The sequence below is a fragment of the Brevinematales bacterium genome (genome assembly GCA_026415355.1).
Lineage (GTDB): Bacteria > Spirochaetota > Brevinematia > DTOW01 > DTOW01 > SKYB106.
Genome location: JAOAHF010000005.1, coordinates 86,559 through 110,739 on the forward strand (window position 1 = coordinate 86,559; position 24,181 = coordinate 110,739).

The 24,181-nt window shown below is 31.8% G+C and carries 23 protein-coding genes; 16 read left to right on the forward strand and 7 right to left on the reverse strand.

Annotated elements, in window-relative coordinates; genetic code table 11:
* Positions 1-19: 19 nt before the first annotated feature.
* The gene (trpB, locus tag N2712_02965; protein ID MCX8028936.1) at positions 20-1,195 is read right to left on the reverse strand and encodes a tryptophan synthase subunit beta; all 1,176 of its coding nucleotides are present in this window, start codon (positions 1,193-1,195) and stop codon (positions 20-22) included.
* 137 nt (positions 1,196-1,332) lie between these two features.
* Here trpB and N2712_02970 point away from each other — a divergent pair, with 137 nt between their 5' ends.
* From N2712_02970 to N2712_03000, 7 genes are all read left to right on the forward strand, one after another.
* The gene (locus N2712_02970) at positions 1,333-1,560 is read left to right on the forward strand and encodes a tetratricopeptide repeat protein (GenBank protein MCX8028937.1); all 228 of its coding nucleotides are present in this window, start codon (positions 1,333-1,335) and stop codon (positions 1,558-1,560) included.
* Positions 1,561-1,578: 18 nt separating this feature from the next.
* The gene (locus N2712_02975) at positions 1,579-1,965 is read left to right on the forward strand and encodes a polymer-forming cytoskeletal protein (protein ID MCX8028938.1); all 387 of its coding nucleotides are present in this window, start codon (positions 1,579-1,581) and stop codon (positions 1,963-1,965) included.
* Positions 1,958-2,941 (forward strand): hypothetical protein, encoded by a 984-nt coding sequence (locus N2712_02980; protein MCX8028939.1) that lies wholly within the window; start codon positions 1,958-1,960, stop codon positions 2,939-2,941. The genes N2712_02975 and N2712_02980 overlap by 8 nt, the downstream gene beginning before the upstream one ends.
* A gap of 112 nt (positions 2,942-3,053) precedes the next feature.
* On the forward strand, positions 3,054-3,596 hold the full coding sequence (gene lptC / locus N2712_02985) for an LPS export ABC transporter periplasmic protein LptC (GenBank protein ID MCX8028940.1): 543 nt from the start codon (positions 3,054-3,056) through the stop codon (positions 3,594-3,596).
* 3 nt (positions 3,597-3,599) lie between these two features.
* On the forward strand, positions 3,600-4,781 hold the full coding sequence (locus N2712_02990; GenBank protein MCX8028941.1) for a CNNM domain-containing protein: 1,182 nt from the start codon (positions 3,600-3,602) through the stop codon (positions 4,779-4,781).
* Entirely contained in the window at positions 4,778-5,374 is a 597-nt protein-coding gene (locus N2712_02995; protein ID MCX8028942.1) for a methyltransferase domain-containing protein, read from the forward strand. The genes N2712_02990 and N2712_02995 overlap by 4 nt, the downstream gene beginning before the upstream one ends.
* Entirely contained in the window at positions 5,356-6,150 is a 795-nt protein-coding gene (locus tag N2712_03000; protein MCX8028943.1) for a DUF72 domain-containing protein, read from the forward strand. The genes N2712_02995 and N2712_03000 overlap by 19 nt, the downstream gene beginning before the upstream one ends.
* Here the strand turns inward: N2712_03000 and uvrA are convergent.
* A complete protein-coding gene (gene uvrA / locus N2712_03005; protein ID MCX8028944.1) occupies positions 6,125-8,974 on the reverse strand; it encodes an excinuclease ABC subunit UvrA in 2,850 nt (949 codons plus the stop codon). The genes N2712_03000 and uvrA overlap by 26 nt on opposite strands.
* Before the next feature lie 108 nt (positions 8,975-9,082).
* Here uvrA and N2712_03010 point away from each other — a divergent pair, with 108 nt between their 5' ends.
* Positions 9,083-9,763, forward strand: a complete 681-nt coding sequence (locus N2712_03010; protein MCX8028945.1) for a lytic transglycosylase domain-containing protein — start codon at positions 9,083-9,085, stop codon at positions 9,761-9,763.
* A gap of 2 nt (positions 9,764-9,765) precedes the next feature.
* Here the strand turns inward: N2712_03010 and bcp are convergent, their stop codons facing one another.
* A complete protein-coding gene (gene bcp, locus N2712_03015) occupies positions 9,766-10,221 on the reverse strand; it encodes a thioredoxin-dependent thiol peroxidase (protein MCX8028946.1) in 456 nt (151 codons plus the stop codon).
* A gap of 209 nt (positions 10,222-10,430) precedes the next feature.
* Between bcp and N2712_03020 the strand changes: the two genes are divergently transcribed.
* Together N2712_03020 and N2712_03025 are read left to right on the forward strand one after the other, a co-directional pair.
* Positions 10,431-11,789 carry a tetratricopeptide repeat protein gene (locus N2712_03020; GenBank protein ID MCX8028947.1) on the forward strand — a complete coding sequence of 453 codons (1,359 nt, stop codon included), beginning with the start codon at positions 10,431-10,433 and terminating at the stop codon, positions 11,787-11,789.
* 1 nt (position 11,790) lies between these two features.
* Positions 11,791-12,153, forward strand: a complete 363-nt coding sequence (locus tag N2712_03025) for a 6-carboxytetrahydropterin synthase (protein MCX8028948.1) — start codon at positions 11,791-11,793, stop codon at positions 12,151-12,153.
* Here N2712_03025 and N2712_03030 read toward each other — a convergent pair.
* Positions 12,148-13,119, reverse strand: a complete 972-nt coding sequence (locus tag N2712_03030; GenBank protein MCX8028949.1) for an SDR family NAD(P)-dependent oxidoreductase — start codon at positions 13,117-13,119, stop codon at positions 12,148-12,150. The genes N2712_03025 and N2712_03030 overlap by 6 nt on opposite strands.
* A 92-nt stretch (positions 13,120-13,211) precedes the next feature.
* On the opposite strand from N2712_03030, the gene lgt reads away from it, so the two are divergent.
* Together lgt and N2712_03040 are read left to right on the forward strand one after the other, a co-directional pair.
* Positions 13,212-14,060 (forward strand): prolipoprotein diacylglyceryl transferase, encoded by an 849-nt coding sequence (lgt, locus tag N2712_03035; GenBank protein MCX8028950.1) that lies wholly within the window; start codon positions 13,212-13,214, stop codon positions 14,058-14,060.
* Positions 14,032-15,804 (forward strand): hypothetical protein, encoded by a 1,773-nt coding sequence (locus N2712_03040; protein ID MCX8028951.1) that lies wholly within the window; start codon positions 14,032-14,034, stop codon positions 15,802-15,804. The genes lgt and N2712_03040 overlap by 29 nt, the downstream gene beginning before the upstream one ends.
* Here the strand turns inward: N2712_03040 and surE are convergent.
* Entirely contained in the window at positions 15,779-16,600 is an 822-nt protein-coding gene (gene surE, locus N2712_03045) for a 5'/3'-nucleotidase SurE (protein ID MCX8028952.1), read from the reverse strand. The two genes, N2712_03040 and surE, sit on opposite strands and share 26 nt — an antisense overlap.
* A 293-nt stretch (positions 16,601-16,893) precedes the next feature.
* Here surE and dprA point away from each other — a divergent pair, with 293 nt between their 5' ends.
* Positions 16,894-17,976 carry a DNA-processing protein DprA gene (gene dprA, locus N2712_03050; protein MCX8028953.1) on the forward strand — a complete coding sequence of 361 codons (1,083 nt, stop codon included), beginning with the start codon at positions 16,894-16,896 and terminating at the stop codon, positions 17,974-17,976.
* On the opposite strand, the gene N2712_03055 is transcribed toward dprA, so the two are convergent.
* Positions 17,973-18,617, reverse strand: a complete 645-nt coding sequence (locus N2712_03055; protein ID MCX8028954.1) for a hypothetical protein — start codon at positions 18,615-18,617, stop codon at positions 17,973-17,975. The two genes, dprA and N2712_03055, sit on opposite strands and share 4 nt — an antisense overlap.
* A gap of 98 nt (positions 18,618-18,715) precedes the next feature.
* The gene (locus tag N2712_03060; protein ID MCX8028955.1) at positions 18,716-19,612 is read right to left on the reverse strand and encodes an ABC transporter ATP-binding protein; all 897 of its coding nucleotides are present in this window, start codon (positions 19,610-19,612) and stop codon (positions 18,716-18,718) included.
* 112 nt (positions 19,613-19,724) lie between these two features.
* On the opposite strand from N2712_03060, the gene hypF reads away from it, so the two are divergent.
* From hypF to N2712_03075, 3 genes are read left to right on the forward strand one after another with little or no spacing between them, the layout of a single operon-like run.
* Entirely contained in the window at positions 19,725-22,046 is a 2,322-nt protein-coding gene (gene hypF / locus N2712_03065; GenBank protein MCX8028956.1) for a carbamoyltransferase HypF, read from the forward strand.
* A gap of 59 nt (positions 22,047-22,105) precedes the next feature.
* The gene (locus tag N2712_03070; protein ID MCX8028957.1) at positions 22,106-22,969 is read left to right on the forward strand and encodes a TIM barrel protein; all 864 of its coding nucleotides are present in this window, start codon (positions 22,106-22,108) and stop codon (positions 22,967-22,969) included.
* 20 nt (positions 22,970-22,989) lie between these two features.
* Complete coding sequence (locus tag N2712_03075; protein MCX8028958.1) at positions 22,990-24,132, forward strand: HD domain-containing protein; 1,143 nt, start codon at positions 22,990-22,992, stop codon at positions 24,130-24,132.
* Positions 24,133-24,181 lie beyond the last annotated feature (49 nt).

The following is a 24,181-nucleotide window of genomic DNA, read 5'->3' on the forward strand; positions in this document are numbered from 1 at the left end:
AGGATCCACTCTTATAAACTTAATAGCTTATGTTTTCCATGATTATGGATAAATCTTTATCTCCTCTACCTGAAAGATTTACAACTATTACACTGCTTTTTGGTAAGGAAGGTGCTAATCTAGTAGCATAAAATATCGCATGTGCTGGCTCAAGAGCAGGGATGATACCTTCTTTTCGAGACAATATTTTAACACCTTCAAGTGCTTCACTATCTCTAACATAGGTATACTCTGCTCTACCTATAGATTTCAAGTATGCGTGTTCAGGTCCTACTCCAGGATAATCCAATCCTGCCGATACAGAATGAGTTTCGATAACTTGCCCATTCTCATCAAACAAAAGGTAAGATTTTGCACCATGTAATATCCCTATCCTACCAAATGAAAGAGTTGATGCGTGTTGTCCCATACTATCTCCAATTCCCCCAGCTTCAACTCCTACAAGTTTGACATTACTATACTTTATAAAAGGATAAAATATTCCCATAGCATTACTACCACCACCTACACAAGCAACCACAAAGTCAGGTAACTTACCTTCCGCTTTCTTAATCTGAGATAATGTTTCTCTACCTATTACAGATTGAAAATCTCTAACCATAGTAGGATAAGGATGAGGACCCACAACAGAACCAATGACGTAAAGAGTATTATTCACATTCTGAATCCAATCTCTCATTGCCTCGTTTATAGCATCTTTTAACGTCTGACTTCCTTTCTCAACAGGTACAACCTCAGCACCCAAAAGCTTCATACGAAATACATTTGGTTTCTGTCTTTCAACGTCTATTTTGCCCATGTATATAACACAATCAAGACCTAGAAGAGCACAAGCAGTAGCAGTAGCAACTCCATGCTGGCCTGCACCCGTTTCCGCAATAATCCTAGTCTTACCCATTTTCTTAGCAAGCAAAACTTGTCCTAAAGCATTGTTTATCTTATGCGCTCCTGTATGTAATAAATCCTCTCTCTTCAAGTATATCTTAGCACCACCAAGATAATCTGTCAAATTCTCAGCAAAATACAAAGGTGTAGGTCTACCAGCGTAGTTCCTTAAAAGATACTCAAGTTCTCTACGAAACTCTTTTGTTCTTCCTATACTGTAATAAGCCTCTTCAAGTTCCGCTACAACAGGATACAAAACCTCAGGAATGTATTTCCCACCAAATTCACCAAACCATCCACGCCTTTTCATATCCTATTATTTTGGATGGTTGAATATACAAATTCCAATTTTACTATTCTTCGAGTAAGAATTCGAAACACCATTTAAAAAACTCTAGATTCAGACATTTTTTGAAACCTAGAACATAACTGATTATAATATTACCTATGGTAGTAACAAAAACAGACAAAGTTAAATTACTTGCATACTACAAGAAAGGATTAGAACTCTACAAAAGTATGAAATTTTCTGAAGCTTTAGATTATTTTAAAGAATGCCTTAAGATAGACCCTAAAGATGGACCTTCAAAAGTATATGTTGAAAGGTGTAATGAGTACATACAAAATCCACCCCCAAATGATTGGGATGGTGTTTACGAAATGAAAACTAAATAAAAATTAGGAGGTATCTGTATGATACTAAAGATACCATACAGCATTGATGATTTCATAGTTAAAACTGTTATGAAAAACGATATAACATCAGAAGGAGAGATAAAGTTTTCAACATCGCTAAGACTCGATTGTAACTTTAAGGGTAACATAATCTCAGAAAACGGTTTTGTCATAATCTCACCATCATCCACCGTACAAGGCAATATAACCGCAGGAACAATAATGATAGCAGGTAAAGTAATAGGAGATTTAACAGCAACTAAAAAAGTGGAATTATTCAGCGGTGCTGAAGTTATAGGCAATATAAAATCACCTAGATTTAGAATGGAAGATGATGTTAGGTTTGAAGGAGAATGTGATATCTTTTACGAAGATGAAGAACAAAAGGAGGCACAAAATGCGTAAGAGTATCATAACAATACTTTCACTCGTGCTAGTGTTTTCATTTTTTAACCATACCTACTCTCAAAAGAAACAGTCACAAAAGCAAGAAAAATCCAACAGAATAGTAGTAACAGGCCCCAAAGTTAAAATACAAAAAGACTTTACACTTTTCGAAAGTACACCAGAAAAAAGACCAGTAGCAATACGAGGATCAAATTATGTAGAAGCAAACATCATAAAATTCTACTCAGCTAAAAACTACATAATTTCTGAAGGAAACGTAATATTCAAGAATTACGAAAAGAATATAGAAATAACATCTGGGTATTCCGAATTCTATGGAGATACAGGAGATGTAGTTTTTATGTCAAATCCGAGGATGTATTTATCTAATGATAACTTGTACGCAGGTGGAGAAAGAGTATTTATGAACGTTAACGAAGATAAAGTTAATATCGAAACGAACACCTTCATAACAAACCAAAACTTTAGAGCCCATTCATTTAGAACAGAATATGCATCAAAAAACAATCTAGCAAGAATGTTTGGAGATGTAAGAGTATTTTCAACAAATATAAACATAAGAAGCGATATTGCCTTTGTAACTATATACAGCAATACAGTCTCTAACTACATAGGATATGGCAACGTAAACGTAGAAACAAAAAACATAAATTCCAAGTCCGAATATCTACTAGTAACATTCAAAAGTAGTAACGAAATAGACAGATACCTACTTTTGACAAATGTAATAGTTGATGGTAAAGATTTATACGTAGAAGCATTTAAAATGACGGGTATTGTATCAAACGTAATTGATGGAAACACAACTAACGAACTCAAATTCTACATTTTCACAGGCGGACAAAAACAAGTCTACTACCAAAACAAAAAAGAAAGCACTGTTCTTGAGTGCGATCTTCTAGAAGTAATTATGGATAAAGATAATGAAATGATATCATCAACAGCAAAAGGCAGAGTAAAAGTCATAAAATAAGACAAACTATTTCTTTCTTCTTAAATAAAGGCATACTATACTAACCAATTTCTCTAAATATTTTACCTAAGTAGAAAGGATCACTAATAACTATATATACTGTATGTTACATATGTGGAAATACTTGTTAGTAAAAATACCTTTTCTATCGCTACTAATATTAGGGTGTTATTATGATATTGAACCACCTATAATAAAAGTAGAACCTAAAGTAGGAACAAATAATGTACTTCTAGTATCAAAAGAGTTTAAATATCTAGGTACAGATATCAAACGAAACACAAAGTCTTGGGAGTTAATATCTGAAAGATCTGTAGTATACAAAAATAACGAAGTTGAACTTGAGAATATCAATATAAAGTTTTTCAAAGAAGGTAGAATAGTTTCTGAACTTAAAGGAAATAAGGGAAAACTTTTTTCAAAACAAAACAAGGCAGAAGTGTACGGGAATGTAACATTACAAAACTATGAAAACAAAACAACCATATACACATCTAGACTTATATGGGATGCAAACACAAGAACTATCTACAATTCGAGACAAGACAAAACTACAATAGTATCATCCGAAGGTACACTAAAAGGAACTGGATTAAGAACAACTCCTGAAGTATACCCTTTAGAACTTGAAAACGTAGAAGCAGTAATTCAATAAGATATGACGTTTGAATATTTTATACTACTCGCAATAATAACTGCCTTCTTAAGTGCTTTAAGCTCAGGATTTGAAGCAATGTTTATAGCACTTAATATATACGACATATCAAAAATAAACATGCCATCCAAAAAATATAAATTAGTCGAGTTTATTGTTATAAACAAAAGAATATTCATTTTTATTTTCTTATTTCTAAACACTATATGGAATGTAATATTCTCAATATCAATATTCGAAATCGTAAAAAGCTTCAACATACCAGATATCGTATCTGGAATAATATCAGTTACCTTTATAACACCATTTTTGTTTATATTCTCAGAAGTTCTACCTAAAGCAATATTCAGAAAGTACAAAGAAAAGATAATAATATATACATATCCAATACTCCTACCTTTCGCACTAATAGGTAAGCTAATTTTCAGAAAGAAATCCGAAGATGTGCTCTCTTTAGAAAATATAATATCAACAATACAAAACGAATTTGAATACGGAGAATACTCAATAATAACAGAAATATTAAAAAACCTTTCAAACATTGAAGACATAACAGTAAAAGAAATCTCAATACCTATAAATCAAGTTGGGGTTATCCAAACCGATGCAAAACTACCAGAAATTGTAGAAAATTTTGGCGGTAGAAACTATGTAATAGTAGTAGATAAAATAAATCCTGTAGGGTATATAACTATAGAAGATATACTAAGACTAGATGATATGAGCAGATTCAACGTAAAAAACCTTTTGAGAAAACCATCAATAATAGTATATGAAAATACTCTACTAACAAAGCTAATAAAGGATTTCAATATAGACTTAAAGGAAATAATCTTTGTAATAAATGATATGGGGTTAGTAGTTGGAATTATATCCTACAAAGAAATACTCAACACAATGCTAAACACAATTACAGAAATAGATAGAAAAGAAAAAACAACAAAATCATTTATAGCAAAAGGTGATGATAAACTGCAAACAGTACTTGAGAAAATCGGCAAAAATCCAGAAAAGCTTTATCAAGAGTATACATGGTTAAAAAACATAAACACATTAAATGGTTTTATTATATCCATCAACAACTTTTTACCTATTGCCGGAGAGAGAATAAAGTTTGAAGATATAACATTTGAAGTCTTAGACGTATCTGGATATAAAATAAACAGAGTAAGAATACACTTATGAAAAACTATACAAATAAAATATTTAGTCTATACACTATAGAAGAATTAAACAAATTCTTAGAAAATGACAAGATAATATTGGAAATTGGTAGCGGTAATGGCATATTTCTAGAGTACTTAGGCAAAAAATTTGTAGACTATTCAGTAATAGGCATTGAACTTGACATTAAAAGGGCAAAAAAATGTAAAAATAGAATCCAAAGAAACAGCCTTAAAAACACTATAATACTTTCTGGTGATGCTACTAATATACTACCTCTATTCTTCAACAACAACACAGTTAATGAAACATACATGAACTTTCCTGAACCTTGGCCTAGAGATAGAAATTGGAGAAACAGACTTTATGAAATTGGCTTTCTAAGTATGATAGATAGAATAACAAAAGTTGGTGGGAAATTTCACCTATCAACAGATGTAGAGTATATTTATAATATGACAAATGAAATATTTACCAAAATACTAGGAAACTGGGTATTTGATGAAGTATTGTCATTAGAGTACAAATCTACATTTATACCTACACTATACTACGAAAAGTGGACTTTAGAAGGTAGAAACTTTTGGTGGGGGGTATGGAAAAAACAATACTAGTAGGAACTTCTGGGTGGAGCTATGATGACTGGATAAACAGATTTTATCCTCAAGGTATTAACAAAAACAAATTTTTGACTTTCTACTCTACAAAATTTAACACAGTTGAAATAAATTTTTCATATTATAGGATACCCAACAAGTATATTTTGAATTCTATACAGAAAAATGTACCAAATAATTTCATATTCACAGCAAAATTACATTCTATATTTACGCATCAAAAAGAATTTACAACCCCATATCAAGAAATACCAATGAGAGAAAGAGATGAATTTCTTACTGCATTTGATAATATGAGATCAAAAGGAATGATCGATACCTTTTTAGCGCAATTTCCACAAAGTTTCCATTTTTCAAACAGAAACTTGGAATATGTTGTAAAATTAGCAAAAGCATTCCAATACTATAACATAGCAGTTGAGTTTAGAAGTAAAGAGTGGTACAATAAACTAGTTTTTGAAATACTATCTGAAGAAAACATAACTTTTGTTAGCGTGGACGAACCCAACATAAGCAACCTTCCACCAAGGGAATTCATCCTAACTAACAAAATAGGATACATAAGACTACATAGTAGAGACTCAACTAAATGGTATGAAGGTGAAAAATCACGATATGATTACTTCTACTCAGATGATGAATTACTTGAATGGATAGAAAAAATAAAAACTAATCAAAACTTTGAAAAGATTTACGTGTTTTTTAACAACTGTCATAACGGACAAGCAGCAGAAAATGCTTTAAGGTTCAAAGAGATGTTATCTTACTGCTAATGTTCCGTTGTACATGTCTTTTCAGATACTGACCAGTATAAGAATTTGGATTTCTCATAATATCTTCAGGAGTACCTTCAGCAACAATATACCCTCCCCTATCACCTCCCTCAGGACCTAAGTCTATTATATAGTCTGCACATTTAACAAGATCAAGATTATGTTCTATTACTACAACTGTATGACCTTTGTCAACAAGCATCTGTAATGAATTTACTAGTTTTTTAACATCATCGAAATGTAATCCTATCGTAGGTTCATCTAATATGTAAAGAGTATGTCCTGGAAATTTTTTTGAAAGCTCTTCTACTATTTTAACTCTCTGTGCTTCTCCACCTGAAAGTGTAGTAGCAGGCTGTCCAAGTTTAAGGTAACCAAGACCAACATCTATGAAAGTTCTGAGCTTGTCAGAAATCGATCTTTCATTCTCAAAAAACTTATATGCCTCATCTATAGTCATCTCAAGGACCTCGTATATATTCTTTCCTTTAAATCTAACTTCAAGAGTTTCTGAATTATACCTAGTACCATTACACACATCACAAGTCACATACACATCGGGTAAAAAATTCATCTCGACTTTAATAATACCTTGACCCTGACAAGACTCACACCTACCACCTTTGACATTAAAACTAAACCTAGACGGATCATAACCTTTAGCTCTAGCATCTTTTGTAAGTGCAAATAACTTTCTTATCTCACCAAATATTCCTACATAAGTAGCAGGAGTTGATCTAGGTGTTCTACCTATCGGTGTTTGATCAACCATAATAACACGCGATATATCCTCATACCCTTCTATACTGTCATATTTACCCTCTGTTACCTTAGTCTTGTAAATCCTATTGTGTATCGCCGGATAGAATGTATCAATCACAAAACTACTCTTACCAGATCCTGAAACACCTGTAACACATACTAAACATCCTTTGGGTATTTTTACATCAATATTTTTGAGGTTATGCTCCCTTAATCCGTAGATTTTTATAAACCCTCTTGGTTGTCTTCTATTTTCTGGAACGGGTATTTTTTCTTCACCTCTCAGATACTTTATCGTGAGTGATTTTGTTTGTTTATCCTCAATCACTTTATACAACTCCCCAGCAATTACAACTTCTCCACCTTTACTCCCTGCACCAGGTCCCAAATCTATAAGATAATCGCTACTCAGTATCACATCTTCATCATGCTCTACAACTATAACAGTGTTACCCAAATCTCTAAGTCCCTTAAGTGTATTTATAAGTCTTTCTGTATCCTTTTGATGAAGACCTATAGTAGGTTCATCAACAACATATATTATTCCCGAAAGACCAGATCCAAGCTGCGTAGCAAGCCTTATTCTTTGAAGTTCACCACCAGACAGAGTAGAAACTTTTCTATCAAGAGTTATGTAATCAAGACCTGTATCTATAAGAAAATTAAGACGTTGTAATATCTCCTTTATTATGGGTGTTGTAATAGTCTTAATCCTTTCATTTAGCCTATCCTGATTTGATACAAAAAACTCCTTTAGGCTAGATGCAGTAAGTTTGGTAAGTTCCATAATATTCTTACCTAAAAATTTCACAGATAAAGCGAATTTGTTAAGCCTATCACCATTGCATTCACCACATAACTTGCCTCTCATAAATTGTAAAAACCATTCTCTTGAATCATCATCTTGTACATTCTCATACCTTCTTTGTAACGAAGTTATAATACCATACCACTTATTGGTGTATTCCCAATAAGACTTGCTTGAAGAATGTATTACTCTATATTCTTCATCAGAACCATACAATATTATGTTAACGATTTCAGGAGGCAAATCTTTAATAGGCGTATCAAGAGAAAAATTATATTTCTTTGCCAAAGCTCTCAATTCATCCCAATAAATAAACTGATGCTTCCCTAAAGGCTTTATAGCACCTTCTAGTATAGAAAGAGATTTATCAGGTATTACAAGATCTGGATCAAATTCATAATTTTCTCCCAATCCACCACATACATGACAAGCTCCTACTGGTGAATTAAACGAAAATAAATTCGGCTCAATCTTAGTATAAGCAACTAGATGCTCAGGACACATATACTTGTCAGAAAAGAAAAACATTTCCTTTGTGTCTACTAACTCAATTATTACACTACCATCAGATAAATTAACAGCAATATCAACACTATCAAAAATTCTACCCCTACTATCAGCAGAAATCTTAATCCTATCTACAACAACATCAATATTATGCTTCACATTCTTCTCAAGCTCTGGAATTCCACTTTCATCAGTATCAACAAAGTTACCATCAATAACAAATCTAGTAAATCCTCTGTTTATAAGCTCTTCGATAGTATGCTTAAAAGTTCCTTTCCTATGCTGTACTAACGGAGCTAAAATCATAACCCTATTACCTTCGAAATTCATAATTCTTGAAACTATTTCGTCAATTGAAAACTTCTGCAACTCTCTACCACAAACATAACAAGTTGGCATTCCACATCTAGCAAATAAAAGTCTCATATAGTCGTATATTTCTGTAACCGTAGCTACTATAGACCTAGGATTAAATTTACCAGCACTCTGTTCAAGAGATATCGAAGGAGAAAGTCCTTCTATCTTATCAACATCAGGTTTATTCATCCTACCTAAAAATTGTCTGGCATAAGTTGAAACAGATTCTAGATATCTTCTCTCCCCCTCAGCATATATAGTATTAAAAGCAAGCGAAGACTTACCAGATCCCGAAAGGCCTGTTATCACAACAAGTTTATTCTTTGGAATATTTAAATCTATGTTCTTGAGATTATGCTCTCTAGCTCCCCTTATAACTATGTAATCCATAGACATAGAGAATTAATTCTTAATGATTTACAATCAAAAAATCTTACTAAAATCACAACCTATACTACAAAAAATCAAGAGATTTTTAATAATTACGAAACTCTTAATATGGTACAAAACATAAGCTCTATTCATGCTAGAATAAGAGGAATATACGATAGAATACAAGAAATACAAAAGAATATATACAACATAAATTCAACAATCAACATAAACCCAACACAAAAAACTTACAACTATGAAATAGCACCATTTCAAGAAAAATCAAAACCATCAAAAACATTCCAAGAAGTACTCAATGAAGTACTCTCTGAAACCAGAAATCAGGATGAAAATAAAATTAATATTATCTCAAAACCTGAAGAATCTTGGAGAGAAATTATGATCTCCAACGAAACAAGAGAAAACAAATTCGACAACATAATAGAAGAAGCATCTAAAAAGTATAACATTCCAAAAGAACTTATAAAAGCAGTCATAAAAGCAGAATCAAACTTTAATCCAATAGCAATATCGCCCAAAAATGCAATGGGATTAATGCAACTTATACCTTCAACAGCGAAAGAAATGGGAGTGAATAATGTGCTTGACCCCTATGAAAACATAATGGGTGGAACAAAATATTTAAGAATGATGTTAGATAAGTTTAATGGAAATCTATTTTTAGCACTTTCAGCCTACAACGCAGGTCCAGATAGAGTAATAAAATCAAATGGTATACCTAACATCGAAGAAACACAAGAATATGTAGACAAAGTTATAAAGTTCTATAAGGAATATTCAGAATAACACTACTTCTTGAATTCTTTGAGCTTTTCCATAACTTCCTCTGCATGTTTACTAACATTAACTTTGTCCCATATGTACAATATCTTACCATCTCTATCTATCAGAAATGTTACTCTACTAGCCATACCAGCAAAACCTAAAACACCATACATAGAAGATATTTTTTTATCTTTATCTGCGATTAAAGTAAAATTTAAATTATACTTCTTCTTAAACTTTCTGTGAGATTCCTCAGAATCAGTACTAACACCTATAACAACAACATCATTCGAAGCAAGAGTCTCCATATTATCTCTCAAATTACAAGCTTGCTTGGTACAACCAGGGGTGTCATTCTTAGGATAAAAGTAAAGAACAACATACTTACCTCTATAATCAGAAAGTTTCACTTGCTTACCCTCATCAGTAATTCCAATAAAATCAGGAGCTAACACACCTACAGCTAATAAAGCTTCCATAAAAATCCTCCTTTACTTGTAGTGTTTTTATAATCTAAAAACAATTTTGGATTTTTTCAAGTTTTAATAATTAAGCCAAGGCACCAAAAACAACTACCATTTGACTTTCTTCATATAAAAACCATAACCAAAATTAGAAGTTAAAAAGTTTAAATCTACATCTAAATTTTTTAGAATAATATAACGAAACTTGAGTATAGGATTATAGTATGGAAGATATTTTAATTTTAGGAGTTTTCGCTACAGCTATACTTATTATAGTTATAACATTTTTATTCAGGTCTTTTGTTCAGCCTCTGAAACTTGACTCGATAAAAAAGAAAATAGATGATAAAAACTATAATAGCGCAATAATAGACTTAGAAGAATATCTAAAGAAAGATGAAAAAAATCCATTGGCACATCTTTATTTAGCAGATTGTTATTACATGGTTGGCAAGAAAGACTTAGCACTTGTTGAGTACAGACAAGCACTATCTCTAGGTAAATTCTCAAACCAAGCAATAGAAAAACAAGCAAGGTATAGAATGGCAGATATATACATTTCTTTAGGTCAACTCGAAGAAGCTCAAAAGGAGTTTCTTCTAATTGTCAAGATGGATCCAAACGACTATAAGGCTATGTTCAATATAGGTAAAATATTCTATGACAGAAATATGAAAGACAATGCTCTAAATTATCTTAACAAGGCTGTAAAAATAAACTCTTCTTTTTCTGATGCTTGGTTTTACATTGGTAAAATACACATTGATTCAAATAGATATGCTGAAGCAATGAATGCATTTATAAACTGTATAAAAGCAGATCCAAAGAATTATGAAGCACATTACAATTTAGGTTTGATATACAAATCAATGAACAATATTTCAAAAGCATTACAAGAGTTTGAAATAGCAGAAAGATCTACTGACAACAACCTTAAGATAAAGACTATCTATCAAATAGGATTAATTGCTTTTGATAGTGGTAATTACGATAAAGCAATAGGAGAGTTCCAAAGAGCACTTAAATTCTCAAATGAGGAAAACAATACAACAATAGGCATAAGATATGCTCTTGCAGGTGTGTATGAAAATAGAAAACTATTACTCGAAGCAATAGAACAATGGGAAAAAATAGCACAATACCGTCCAAATTACCTAGATGTACAAGAAAAACTTATGAAATATAGTGACTTGAGAATGGATGATAAGTTAAAAGATTTCGTAACATGTTCAACATCAACGTTCGAGATATTATCTCAAAAGGTTTTATCAGAACTAGAATATGATGTAATAGATAGCAAAATCGTAAATGATAACACAGTACATCTAGTTGCACTTGAAAGATCCGGTAAATGGTCTAATGTAAGACAAGGTAAAGTATTTGTTGTTGTAACAAGAAGTGGCGATCCAGTTGATGACGATGTGTTATCATTAATTGTAGACAAAGTAAAAACCATACATGGTGTAAAGGGGATATGTATTACTACTTCAAGATTTACACCAAAAGCAATAAGATATGCGGAAAATCGTCCAGTAGTACTAATCGATAGAAATGAACTTACCAGAGTTCTAAAAAAGATATAAAATGAAGTATAGTGTAGTAGTAAAATCTTCTTTTTCATCAGAACACAGAGTTATCCTACCTAATGGTGAGCTAGAACCTCTACACAGCCACAATTTCAAAGTAGAAGCATGTGTAACTTCTGAAACCCTTGATAAAAATAATATGGTAATAGATTTCTTAATACTCGAAAGAACCCTTAATAATATTCTTTCAAAGCTAAATAACTCAAATCTCAACGAAAACCCTAACTTACAAGGGACTATACCTACAGCAGAAAAAATAGCAGAGTACATTCTATTAGAGTTAAGTAAACAAATATCTCTTAAAATTGAATTCGTAAGAGTATACGAAACAGACAACTTTTATGCAGAAGTTAGATTATAGTAACTTATTATCTCTAGCCCAACTTATAGTTTCTTCAACACCCTGAGATAACGAATACTCATACTTCATATTTACATCTCTAATAAGGTTTTCTGAAGAACAAACCCAACTCTCTTTTATTTCATTTACCTTTTCGAAATTAAACATACTCGGAACTCTTAATAATCTTGAGATAACTGTATTTACAAAGGATACTCCGTAAAGAACTGAAACAGGCACATGTATTCTTAACACAAACTTCTTACCAAGTGCTTTCTCAATCTCTCTATAGAAATCAGCAAGATAAACACTTTCAGGATACGTCGAGAAATATTTCTTACCTATAGTCTTGTCAGAAACCATAGCAAGAAATATGCTTTTTACTAAATCTTTGACGTAAACTAAACTCAATTTTGTTTTTCCCTTCTTAACTAAAATTTCAACTCCTTTGTTTACCATTTGGTAAACTGGCAAAAATTCTCTATCTCCAGGCCCATATACGGCACTAGGCCTTATAATAGTTATTGGAACTTTATCGATATTATTTTCTAAAAACTTTTCTGCTTCAAGTTTTGATTTTCCGTACGATGTAACAGGATTAGAGACAACTTCCTCTCTTATAGGAATATCCGACGGTCTACTAGCGGCCTGAGAGCTTATGAAAACAAATCTCTTTATCCTAGGATTATAATTTAAAACAGCCTCAAACAGATTTATAGTCCCATTAGTGTTAACTCTATAATACTCATCCTTAGTCAGAGCTTTCACAACAGCAGCAGAGTGAATCACATAATCCACATCTTTGACAGCATTTTCCAAAGACGAAGGAACCGTAACCTCTCCATAAACAAGCTCAACTTTATCTTTTATCTTTGCTACATTACTTGTTTTTCTAACAAGACATTTTATTTTAAAACCTTCTTTGTACAAAAGATCAACCAAGTGATGCCCTATAAAACCTGTAGCACCTGTTATCAAAACTCTCATATGGGGTTAAGTCTAATAATTCTAGTTAAACAAATTCAAGAAACAATCTAAACTTTAAACTACTTGAAGACTTCGTTTATGATAAAATTTGTATGGAACCTATTGTATTACCCCTTTTTGAAAGGTATATATTCAAAATAGACTTATTTGGAATACAGTTAGGAGCAACCTGGTACGGAGCAATGTACGCTCTTGGATTTCTAATAGGATATTTAATACTCATATACTGGTCAAATAAAAAGTTTATAAAACTTACCTATGATCACATATTTGATATTGTATTTGTAGTATTTTTAGGAGTAATAATAGGTGGAAGAATAGGATACGTAATATTTTACAATCTACCATACTATTTGGAAAATCCAAACAAGATAATAGCAGTATGGGAAGGAGGAATGTCATTCCATGGTGGACTTATTGGTGTAATAGTAGCAATATATATATATTCAAAAATAAAAAATTATCACCCTTTTGATATACTCGATATACTCGCTATACTAGTACCTATAGGTCTTGGTCTCGGTAGAATAGGTAATTTCATAAACCAAGAACTTTATGGTAGAGTAGCAGAAAGTATACCTTGGGCTATGGTATTTGCTACGGATCCTCAAAAACTACCAAGACATCCATCACAATTATATGAAGCACTTTTAGAAGGGTTAGTACTATTCATAATAATGTACTCAACTAAAAATATCAAAATGCCAGTAGGAGTAAGAGCATCCCTTTTCGGTATACTGTATGCACTGTTTAGAATAATATCAGAATTCTTTAGAGAACCAGACCCACAAATAGGGTACATACTAGGAGTACTAACTATGGGACAAATCTTAAGTTTAATACTTCTAGTAATCAGCATAGGTCTACTCATTCACTTTAAGTACCAAAACATTCAATCAAAAATAATATCTTATGCCAAACAACCAGCTAAGCAAAAGTAGAATAAAAATCATAAACACCCTCTTCTTGACAGTCACATCGTTCTACATAATCTCTATCATATCAGCAACGTTGTTTGTTAACCATAATAACATCTATTCATTCTTCTTAAGGAACAGACAAGGAGTAATACTATTACTACTAATTACCCTAATACCCCAAGTTATATCAAGGTTTTTTGAGTACTCAAGAATAAGCAAAGAACCTTATATAAGAAGGCAATCTATCGTACTTTCAATAATTCTCCTAATATCAATGTTCCTGTTTATATTTTCAACACTATTTGAACCTAAGAATTATAATGACGTACTTTTAGGGTATTTAATACCTCTTCTATTGATATCGGTTGCGAGTTTCCTTACTACCGTAAACATAGTAAAATTATTCTACATCTATCCATCAATCTTATACCTACTAACCTCAATTGCTCTAATAATAATAGTTGCAGTAATACTACATCTACCTATATCCTCAGCAACAGGTGAACCAATACCTCTCATAGATACATTTTTTGTAGCAACATCAGCAATATCATGTACTGGACTCACAACAATAAGCGTAGGAAAAGAATTATCATTCTTTGGACAATTAGTACTCATGATAGCAATACAATTAGGTGGACTGCTTATAATATTCATATCAACGGTAGGAATTCTCTTTGGACTACTATCAGGGGATGCAATAGTAAAGCTAAAAATGGCCTCAATGTTCGAAATGAAAAACATAATACAAACTCAAAAACTTATTCTAAAATTTGTACTATTAACGTTTATCTCACAAATTATAGTAGCATTCATAATTTATCCTTATTTCTTCGAAGTTGAAAAAGATATAGGAAAGTCTATTTTCTATTCCATATTCCATGTAGTTTCAGCACTTAACAACGCAGGATTCTCAACCTATGATGAGAGTTTAATAAGGTTTAACAACTATCCTTATTTCTTACTATCACTCTCATACTTAATACTATTAGGTAACACAGGAATAATAGCAGTAATAGAGATATTTGATTACATAATCTCAAGAACAAAAAGAATAATAAATACGTTATTCAATAGAAAAGTAGTCAATACAAAATCAATTTCAGTATTCACAAAAATAGTGATAATAAGCCATACAACACTAATAAGTTTTGGAACCTTAGCATTTTTCGTATTTGAAGGGGATCATTTCTTAAGACAAGTTAAATATCCTTTCGTGGATGCCTTATTCAATAGCATATCGTTTAGGACTGCAGGTTTTGCTTCATTTGACTTTACACAAGCAAAAGATTCAACTTATCTATTTTTCTCAATACTCATGTTCATAGGTGGAGGATCAATCTCAGTAGCAGGTGGAGTAAAAATGAATACTATAGCACTATTCTTTATAGCACTAATAGTAGTTATCAAGTCTTATCCTTACATATACTTCATGAGAAGAGAAATTGATTCTCACTCGCTCATAAAAGCAAGCGCAGTTGTAATAGGTGCAATCATAATACTAACAATATGTATATTTATATTCTATGAACTAGTAAGGGAAGAAAGATTTTCTAAGATAATATTCGAACTAACATCAGCATTCGGTACAGTTGGAACAAGTAGTGGAATCACTAATAAAAATTTGTCGCTACCTGCTAAATTAGTTTTAATATTCTTAATGTTCATAGGCAAAATAGGACTTATAACATTCTTATCAATACTCGCAAGAAAACAACCTACTCCTCTAGGAAACTTCCCTAAAGAGAAGGTGATTGTTGGGTAAAATAAGATTTTGTAAAATCAAAAGCTTTTCTAAAGTTTTCGTATACCAAAAACTCATACTTCTCATTAGACTTAAATGGATAATAACTATACATAGTATAAGTTATATAACCATTTTTGCAAAGAAATATATCAGAATCTGGTATATCTGCATGTTGCCTTATACCACCATCAAGAATATACCTACAACTTTCTTCATTTTCAGATCTATGTTCTTCTTCTATATAGGAAGTCTCAAAGTAATACCTTTCGTAAGGTCTAGCTGGCTTAATACCCTTGATATCTTCAAAATAAACATTTGGAATATTTATATTCGGAAATACGTCAACAGGTAATTTGTCTATAGGATAAAAATCAACTACTTTTGATATAAATAACGCAGATTGCTTAAACAGCTTTTCGTTATACTCCTCCCAACCTAGATTCATTGACGACGATATTGACTTAACACCTAGCATGGCAGATTCTCTAGCGGCAGAAAAAGTACCAGAGTAGTATATATCAATACCTAAATTAGGGCCTATATTAATACCAGAAATAGTCAAATCTATTTTTTCTTTTACAAGAGATAGCAAAGCAATCTTAACACAATCAGCAGGCATAGCATCTATAGCAAATATCTTATCATCAATCTTTCTAACATTTATGCTCCTAAAAACCGTTATCGACTGAGAAGCACCACTTCTATTACCATCAGGCACTACCACATACACATTGTGTCTCTTAGATAGTTCTTCATATAAGATTTTTAAAACTGGGCTTCTTATACCATCATCATTAACCAAAAGTATATTCATAATAACTCCTAAAACAACTTCAACACTCCTAAAACGTATTCATAATCTCTCTAAAAAACTTCTATCAAACCACAGATTATCAAATTTACTAACACGTATAGTGAATTATACCAAACATCAAAAAATGATTTCAACTCGGAAAATCTAAAAAATGTAGAGAATATAATCAGATACCTTATACTCATCTTATTCTAATTCTTGAAATACCTCACTCCCCTCTTACTCCTTCCAAATACTCTTCATATCAGCTTTTGTAATAGAATTTCAACTTTCACTGTTAAATAATAATTAGTATGAAAAGAGAAGAAATATTACTATTAAACCTGCTAGGCTTTGGGTTCAAAAGATACTCTTACATAAAATCAAATTTTGGATCTATATTTGACATTCCCACTTCTTCCTATAATGAGGTATCAAAAATACTGAAAATTAATACCAGCATTCTAAAAGATCTCAGGAATGGATTATTTCAAAAGAAAATAGAAGAAATAGATAAACTACTAAACAAGTACTCAGTAGATTACATTACTATCGAAGACAGTAATTATCCTTACAGATTAAACTCATTGAACAATAGACCTATCATCATATACTATAAGGGAAATAAAGAACTTCTTAAATCCAGTATAAACTGTAGTATAGTAGGAACAAGAAGAAATGACGAACTTGGTAAACTTTACACAAGGAATATAGTCGATCTTTTAGTTAATAATAATGTTGTTATTATCAGCGGTTTAGCTAGAGGTATAGACATAATAGCTCACAGAAGAACCATTGAAAAGGGAGGACAAACTATAGCAGTTTTAGGTGGAGGACTAGATCATATATATCCACCGGAGCACAAAAAAGAATTCTTTGAAATCAGTGAAAAAGGTTGTTTAATATCAGAATATCCCCCAGGTGTACCACCACTTAAAAGAAATTTTTTTGCAAGAAACAGAATAATAAGTGGACTTTCTGACGTTGTTGTAGTAGTACAAGCACCAGAAAACTCAGGAGCACTAATTACAGCAGAGTACGCACTAAAACAGAATAAATCATTATTTGCAATACCAGGCAATATCGAAAACTATTTACATAAAGGATGTAATCTCATTATAAAAAAAGGAGCAAAATTACTCTTAGATTACAAAGAAATTCTAGAAGAGCTCGGCTATAAAAGTACTACCGAAATCATCTCAAAGAATATAAATCAAACACTATCAGAAGATGAAAAATACATATACTCCTTAATCACAAAAGAGATATCATTAGATGAGATAGCGGAACTTTCAGGCATGAGTGTTAATAAAATATATCCACTGTTGCTTTCATTGGAAGTTAAAGGACTAATAGTACAAAACCTTGGCGGAACATTTTCAAGAGTTATGTGTTAGATCATTCCATTAACTTTCAAAATATACTCTTTTGCGGCATTTTTTATTAGATTGTAATCACCACTTCTAATCCAGTCTTTCTTAACGACTTCACTACCAAGCCCAATAACATCAGCACCTGCTTTTATATAATCCTCTACAACTTCCAAGCTCATACCACCACTTGAAAGTACTCTAATAAATGGCAGGGGACCCATCTTCAAAGAACTTATGAACCTATGTCCTAAAACAAAAGCAGGAAATATTTTTACAAAATCTACTCCTCTACGAAAATTCTGAATGATCTCGGTAGGTGTAAATCCTCCCATAAATACGACTTTATCGCTGGGTATAACATCAAGAATATCAAAGTTTTGAGTAGGATTAACTAAAAAATCAGGATCTCCTTCCATTGACTTTTTAGCAATCTCTACATCAAGCACAGTTCCTGCACCTATAAGTATATCTTCACCAGAAACTATCGTCTTAGCTTTTCTGATAGCTATATGATAATTCGGTATAGTAGATGTGAATTCGATAACCTTAGCTCCACTTTCAACAAGTGCATCAAATGACTTCATCGCACTATCAAAATCGTCTGTCCTTATGATAAAAAGAAGTTTTGAATTCAGTATAAATTCAATCTTACTTTCTTTATTCATACTCTATGAATATTGAAAGAAAAAACGTCTCATTTTCATTTTATACAAAATTTTTGAATCAATAATCACTCAAAAATGATACAAACTACCTACAAAGACTACGAATATACAGAATCAACAAAAATCTTCTCTATCTCTGTTGAAACTGGTGTTATCTCTAGTGGCACAAAATCCTGAGATATTAACATTCTAATAAAACCTTCCAATTCTTCATCTCTACTCACAGCAACTCTTATATTATTCACTCCATGTCGTGAGTATTCAATATTACTATCTATCTTTAGATCTTCTATAGGCTTATTAACTCTAACTATAAACTGTCTCTTACCAGCACTAGTTATAGGTACATCATTTACAATTTTACCTTTATTGATTATTATTGCTCTCTGGCACACATAATTTACTTCCTGTAAGATATGAGTTGAGAGTATTATTGTTCTTTTTTCAGCCACTGATAGTTTTTTTATTAGTTCTCTCACTTCTATTATCTGTATAGGATCAAGACCTATGGTAGGCTCATCTAGTATAAGCAACTTAGGACTATGTATTATAGCCTGCGCTATACCTACTCTCTGTTTATACCCCTTGGATAAATGGGATATCAAAAATCTTCTCTTTTCTTGCAATCCAACAAGTTCTATAACTTCTTCAACTCTTCTCTTCATCTCTTTCTGAGGTACATCTTTTATTTCTCCAACAAAATAAAGATATTCCTCAACAGAAAGTTCAGGATACAGAGGTGGATGTTCAGGCAAGTAACCTATTATTTGCTTTATCTCATCAGCCTGAGTAAGATTATCAAATCCATAAACATTTACTTTACCACTTGTCTGTTCCATAAATCCTGTGATTATTCTCATCGTCGTAGTTTTTCCTGCACCATTAGGCCCCAAAAAACCTACAATCTCGCCCTCATTTATCTCAAATGAAACACCATCCAAAGCTTTAAATTCACCAAAATACTTTTCAACATTCTCAAGTTTAACAGCTACCATAGTAAAACTTATTATAAACTAGCATACTCCATAGTTTAAACTAGAATTAGATAAACTAAATACAAAAACCTGTGAGTTGTAAAAAAGAGAAAATATTGAAAATAATTCTGATATGTACAATCGTAAAAGATTACTCATCGAAATAAATGGACTCGTTGAAGGAGTTGGATTTAGACCATTTGTATACAAACTAGCAAATGAACTTAAATTAGGTGGATACGTCAAAAACGACAGCACTGGAGTATACGTAGAAGTAGAAGGAGATAGTAATAAACTGAACGAATTTATAGAAATTCTAAAATCATCTCACCCTCCATCAGCAGAAATATTCTACATAAAAATCAAAGAAAAACCAACTAAAAACGAAAAAGATTTTAAAATAATTCAAAGTACATCTGGCAATAAGAAACTACCAGTAATTCCACCAGATATGGCTATATGTCAACATTGTAAAATAGAGTTACATACTCCCGAAGACAAAAGATTTTACTATCCATTTATAAACTGTACAAATTGTGGACCTAGATTTTCGATAGTCGAAGATGTACCCTATGATAGAGTAAACACCTCAATGAAAGAATTTACAATGTGTAGTTTTTGTAAAAAAGAATATGAAGATATTCAAAATCGCAGGTTTCATGCTCAACCTGTTGCCTGTTTTGAATGTGGACCTAATATACAGTTATTGGACAAGAACAAGATACCTCTAATAAAAGAGTTACCTAAAACAGAAGAAGAAGAAGAAGAAGAAGAAAAAAGAAATTACATAAAAAAAGTCATACAAAAAACTGCATCCTTGATCCTTCAAGGTAATATAATTGCTATAAAAGGTATAGGAGGATTTCAACTAGTGTGCAGAGCTGATAACGATAGTGTTGTAAAAGAACTTAGAAAGAGAAAAAAAAGAGAGGAAAAACCATTCGCCCTAATGTTTAGAAATATAGAAGAAATACAGAATTATTGTTACCTATCAGACAAAGAAAAAGAACTGCTAGCTTCATACATAAGTCCTATAGTACTACTTAAAAAAAGAGATAACATAAAGATTTCAAATTATGTTTCACCTAGAAACCCATTCTTAGGTTGTATGATACCCTATTCTCCACTACACAATATTTTGATGGAAGAAGTCAAGATACCAATAGTATGTACTAGTGCCAACATCTCTGATGAACCTATATGCATCGATAACGAAGAAGCTTTCGAAAGATTAAACGGAATAGCAGATTATTTTCTCATACACAACCGCAGAATAGTAAGACATATTGATGATAGCGTAGTAAAGGTTACTCCCGGGGGAAACCAAATAATTATAAGAAGAGCAAGAGGTTATGTACCTAAACCAATTCTTCTAAATATAAAATTACCACACGCACTAGCAGTTGGAGGACATCTAAAGAATACTATAGCAATCTCATTGGAAAATTACATAATTTTAAGCCAGCACATAGGCGATTTAGAAACATTAGAATCCGTAAAAGCATTCGAAAAGAGTATAAAAGACTTTCTCAAATTTTACGATATCACTCCAAAATATATAGTATCTGACTTACATCCTGACTACATCTCCACTCAATACGCAGAAAAAATATCCAAAGAAATGTCAATACCTCTTGTAAAAGTACAACATCATTTTTCTCATATACTATCCGTAATGGCTGAAAACAACATTGAAGAAAAAGTAATAGGAGTAAGTTGGGATGGGACCGGATATGGTAACAATGGAGAAATATGGGGTAGTGAATTTATATTCGTATCAAACAACAGTTTTGAAAGAATATTTCACTTTCTCCCCATACCATTGATAGGTGGAGACAAAGCTATTAAAGAAACTTACAGAATAGGTATAGCCCTACTCATCACTTCAAATCTTGAAAATGAAGCAAGAAATATATTTGGACATATAGACAATTTTGAAAAAATAGCAGAAATGTTCAAAAAGAAAATTTTTGTAAATTCTAGTGGTGCAGGTAGACTGTTTGATGGAGTATCTTCAATACTAGGTATATCAAACTACTCACATTTCGAAGGACAATCTGCTATGGAACTAGAATTCGAAGCATATAAGTCTCAAAGAAACATAATTGACACCTATGAATATGATATAAAAAACAACATAATTGATTGGAGAAAGATAATAGTAGGAATAATTAGTGATATAAAAAACGGATTACCAAAAGAGGATATAAGCATAAAATTCCATAATACAATGGTTAGAGTAATAAAGGAGTGCGTTACAGAAATAAGTAAAATAAAAAAATGCAAAAATGTAGCACTCAGTGGAGGAGTCTTTCAAAACAGCCTTTTGGTCGATAAACTGATAGAAGAACTAAAACTTGAAGGATTTGATGTTTACACTAATAAGAAAGTACCTCCAAACGATGGTGGAATATCGTTAGGACAACTATTTCATCTAAAGAATCTAAACCTTTAAATTTCATTTAAAGCTTTTGTAGTAAATAGATCAAAGAATTTTTTATATTTTTAGTGATTATGATAAGCAAAAACTTCAAAGGTTTAAAAGTTCTGACAGCAGGTATTCCTTTATCAACTCCACATCCTCAAACAATATATAAAGGTATAGACAGAATAGTTGAACTCGAACTTGATGGTATGGAGATAGAATTCGTACACGGTGTAAGGACTAAAGATAGTGAAATGATTAAAATAGGAGAGTACGGCAAAAATAAGAACATTGTTTTTACAGCACATGCTCCCTATTATATCAATCTAAACGCAAAAGAAAAAGAAAAGTATATTAAGAGTAAAGAACACATAAAGAAGACAATAATGGCTCTTGAAAAAGCAAATGGTTGGAGTATGGTTTTCCATCCGGCTTTTTACCTAGAAGATCACCCCCATATAGTTTTATCAAAAGTTATAAAAGCTATCGAAGAAATAAATAGTGAGTTAAAAGAACTAGGGCATAATTTCAACGTATGGATCAGACCTGAAACTATGGGAAAACCTTCACAATTTGGATCACTCGAAGAAGTAGTTGAAGTATCAAAACATTTCGACAATGTACTACCTTGCATAGATTTCTCTCATCTTTACGCAAGAACTATAGGCGGGTACAATACAGAAAAAGAAATATATGAAATATTCGAATACATAGGCAAAGAACTCGGAGATCAAGCTCTAAAAAATATGCACATACATCTAAGCGGTATAGAATACGGCCCTAAAGGAGAAAAATTTCACAACACTTTTGATGAAACAAAGTTTAACTACAAATTTGTAATAAAAGCACTTAAATACTTTGAAGTCGAAGGAGTTATAATAAGCGAAAGCTCAAATATTGAATATGACGCTCTAATTATTAAGAATTTATATAATTCCGAAAATGTTGAATAGAGGACAACAGAGGTTAGAATATGGAACCAAAATCACAAATGAAGAAAATACCAGTAGAAGAGTTAAAACCTGGGATGGTCTTCAGCAGAACTCTTTTTGGTGATAACTACGAAATACTACTCGAACCAAATACACCAATCACCCAACGGATAATAGACGATATAAAAAGAAAAGGTATAAAATTTGTCGAAACCACAGGTGATCTAAAAGGTATAGTAAAGGTAAAAGAAGAAGATCATATAACCCAAGATGTACTATCAACAGAAATAGAAAAACTTGAAACATTTTACAAATCAATAGTCAGTAGTATAGATTCAATATACACAAATTATAAATCTACAAAAGAAATATATCCTGAAAAAGTACAAACTCTAGTTGAAACAATAATTGGTAAAATTAAAGAAATAAAAGATAGAAACATATTTATAGGATTAGTTCACAAATCAGAAGGATCAAAATACTTACCAAGCCATGTAGCTAACCTAACTATATTAGGACTATTATTAGGACAAGAATTACAATACCCCGAACAAAAACTAAAATTACTAGCAACAGGACTCATTCTAATGGACATAGGCATGATATTTGTACCTATGACCATACTCGAAAGAGAATCAAAACTAACTCCAGAAGAGTATAACAAAATAAAAGCACATACAGTACTAGGATACAAAGCAGTAGTTCAGGAAAATAACTTTTCTCCAGAAGTTGGTAGAATATGTCTCGAACATCACGAAAGATGGGATGGATCAGGATATCCTAGAAAACTTGAAAAACTCCAGATATCAGAATACGCTAGAATAGCAGGAATAGTAGACACTTATGAAGCAATGATTAGAAAAAGAGTTTATAGAGATAGAATGATGTCATTCGAAGCAATGAAAAATATACTCGCAGAAGGAAGCACAAAGTTTGATCCAGATATACTAAAAGTGTTCATAAGAATGATGTCAATATATCCTGTAGGATCATATGTCATGCTAAATACAAGAGCAATAGCAAAGGTAATATCATCAGATCCAGCATCTCCATTCAGGCCAATTGTCAAAGTCATATACGACGAATTCGGTACAAAAATCGATGATGGAGAAATAATAAAACTTTCAGAAGAAAATAATATATACATAATAAAACCCGTAAAAGAAGAAGGAATAGAAAAGTAATAAATCCTTATCAAACTGATTTAACACAAGAAGAAATAAAGTTCACTAC

Coding starts and splice junctions, on each gene's coding strand:
- trpB (MCX8028936.1), bottom strand. CDS start 1,195: ATGAAAAGGCGTGGATGGTTTGGTGAATTTGGTGGGAAATACATTCCT.
- N2712_02970 (MCX8028937.1), top strand. CDS start 1,333: ATGGTAGTAACAAAAACAGACAAAGTTAAATTACTTGCATACTACAAG.
- N2712_02975 (MCX8028938.1), top strand. CDS start 1,579: ATGATACTAAAGATACCATACAGCATTGATGATTTCATAGTTAAAACT.
- N2712_02980 (MCX8028939.1), top strand. CDS start 1,958: ATGCGTAAGAGTATCATAACAATACTTTCACTCGTGCTAGTGTTTTCA.
- lptC (MCX8028940.1), top strand. CDS start 3,054: ATGTGGAAATACTTGTTAGTAAAAATACCTTTTCTATCGCTACTAATA.
- N2712_02990 (MCX8028941.1), top strand. CDS start 3,600: ATGACGTTTGAATATTTTATACTACTCGCAATAATAACTGCCTTCTTA.
- N2712_02995 (MCX8028942.1), top strand. CDS start 4,778: ATGAAAAACTATACAAATAAAATATTTAGTCTATACACTATAGAAGAA.
- N2712_03000 (MCX8028943.1), top strand. CDS start 5,356: ATGGAAAAAACAATACTAGTAGGAACTTCTGGGTGGAGCTATGATGAC.
- uvrA (MCX8028944.1), bottom strand. CDS start 8,974: ATGGATTACATAGTTATAAGGGGAGCTAGAGAGCATAATCTCAAGAAC.
- N2712_03010 (MCX8028945.1), top strand. CDS start 9,083: ATGGTACAAAACATAAGCTCTATTCATGCTAGAATAAGAGGAATATAC.
- bcp (MCX8028946.1), bottom strand. CDS start 10,221: ATGGAAGCTTTATTAGCTGTAGGTGTGTTAGCTCCTGATTTTATTGGA.
- N2712_03020 (MCX8028947.1), top strand. CDS start 10,431: ATGGAAGATATTTTAATTTTAGGAGTTTTCGCTACAGCTATACTTATT.
- N2712_03025 (MCX8028948.1), top strand. CDS start 11,791: ATGAAGTATAGTGTAGTAGTAAAATCTTCTTTTTCATCAGAACACAGA.
- N2712_03030 (MCX8028949.1), bottom strand. CDS start 13,119: ATGAGAGTTTTGATAACAGGTGCTACAGGTTTTATAGGGCATCACTTG.
- lgt (MCX8028950.1), top strand. CDS start 13,212: ATGGAACCTATTGTATTACCCCTTTTTGAAAGGTATATATTCAAAATA.
- N2712_03040 (MCX8028951.1), top strand. CDS start 14,032: ATGCCAAACAACCAGCTAAGCAAAAGTAGAATAAAAATCATAAACACC.
- surE (MCX8028952.1), bottom strand. CDS start 16,600: ATGAATATACTTTTGGTTAATGATGATGGTATAAGAAGCCCAGTTTTA.
- dprA (MCX8028953.1), top strand. CDS start 16,894: ATGAAAAGAGAAGAAATATTACTATTAAACCTGCTAGGCTTTGGGTTC.
- N2712_03055 (MCX8028954.1), bottom strand. CDS start 18,617: ATGAATAAAGAAAGTAAGATTGAATTTATACTGAATTCAAAACTTCTT.
- N2712_03060 (MCX8028955.1), bottom strand. CDS start 19,612: ATGGTAGCTGTTAAACTTGAGAATGTTGAAAAGTATTTTGGTGAATTT.
- hypF (MCX8028956.1), top strand. CDS start 19,725: ATGTACAATCGTAAAAGATTACTCATCGAAATAAATGGACTCGTTGAA.
- N2712_03070 (MCX8028957.1), top strand. CDS start 22,106: ATGATAAGCAAAAACTTCAAAGGTTTAAAAGTTCTGACAGCAGGTATT.
- N2712_03075 (MCX8028958.1), top strand. CDS start 22,990: ATGGAACCAAAATCACAAATGAAGAAAATACCAGTAGAAGAGTTAAAA.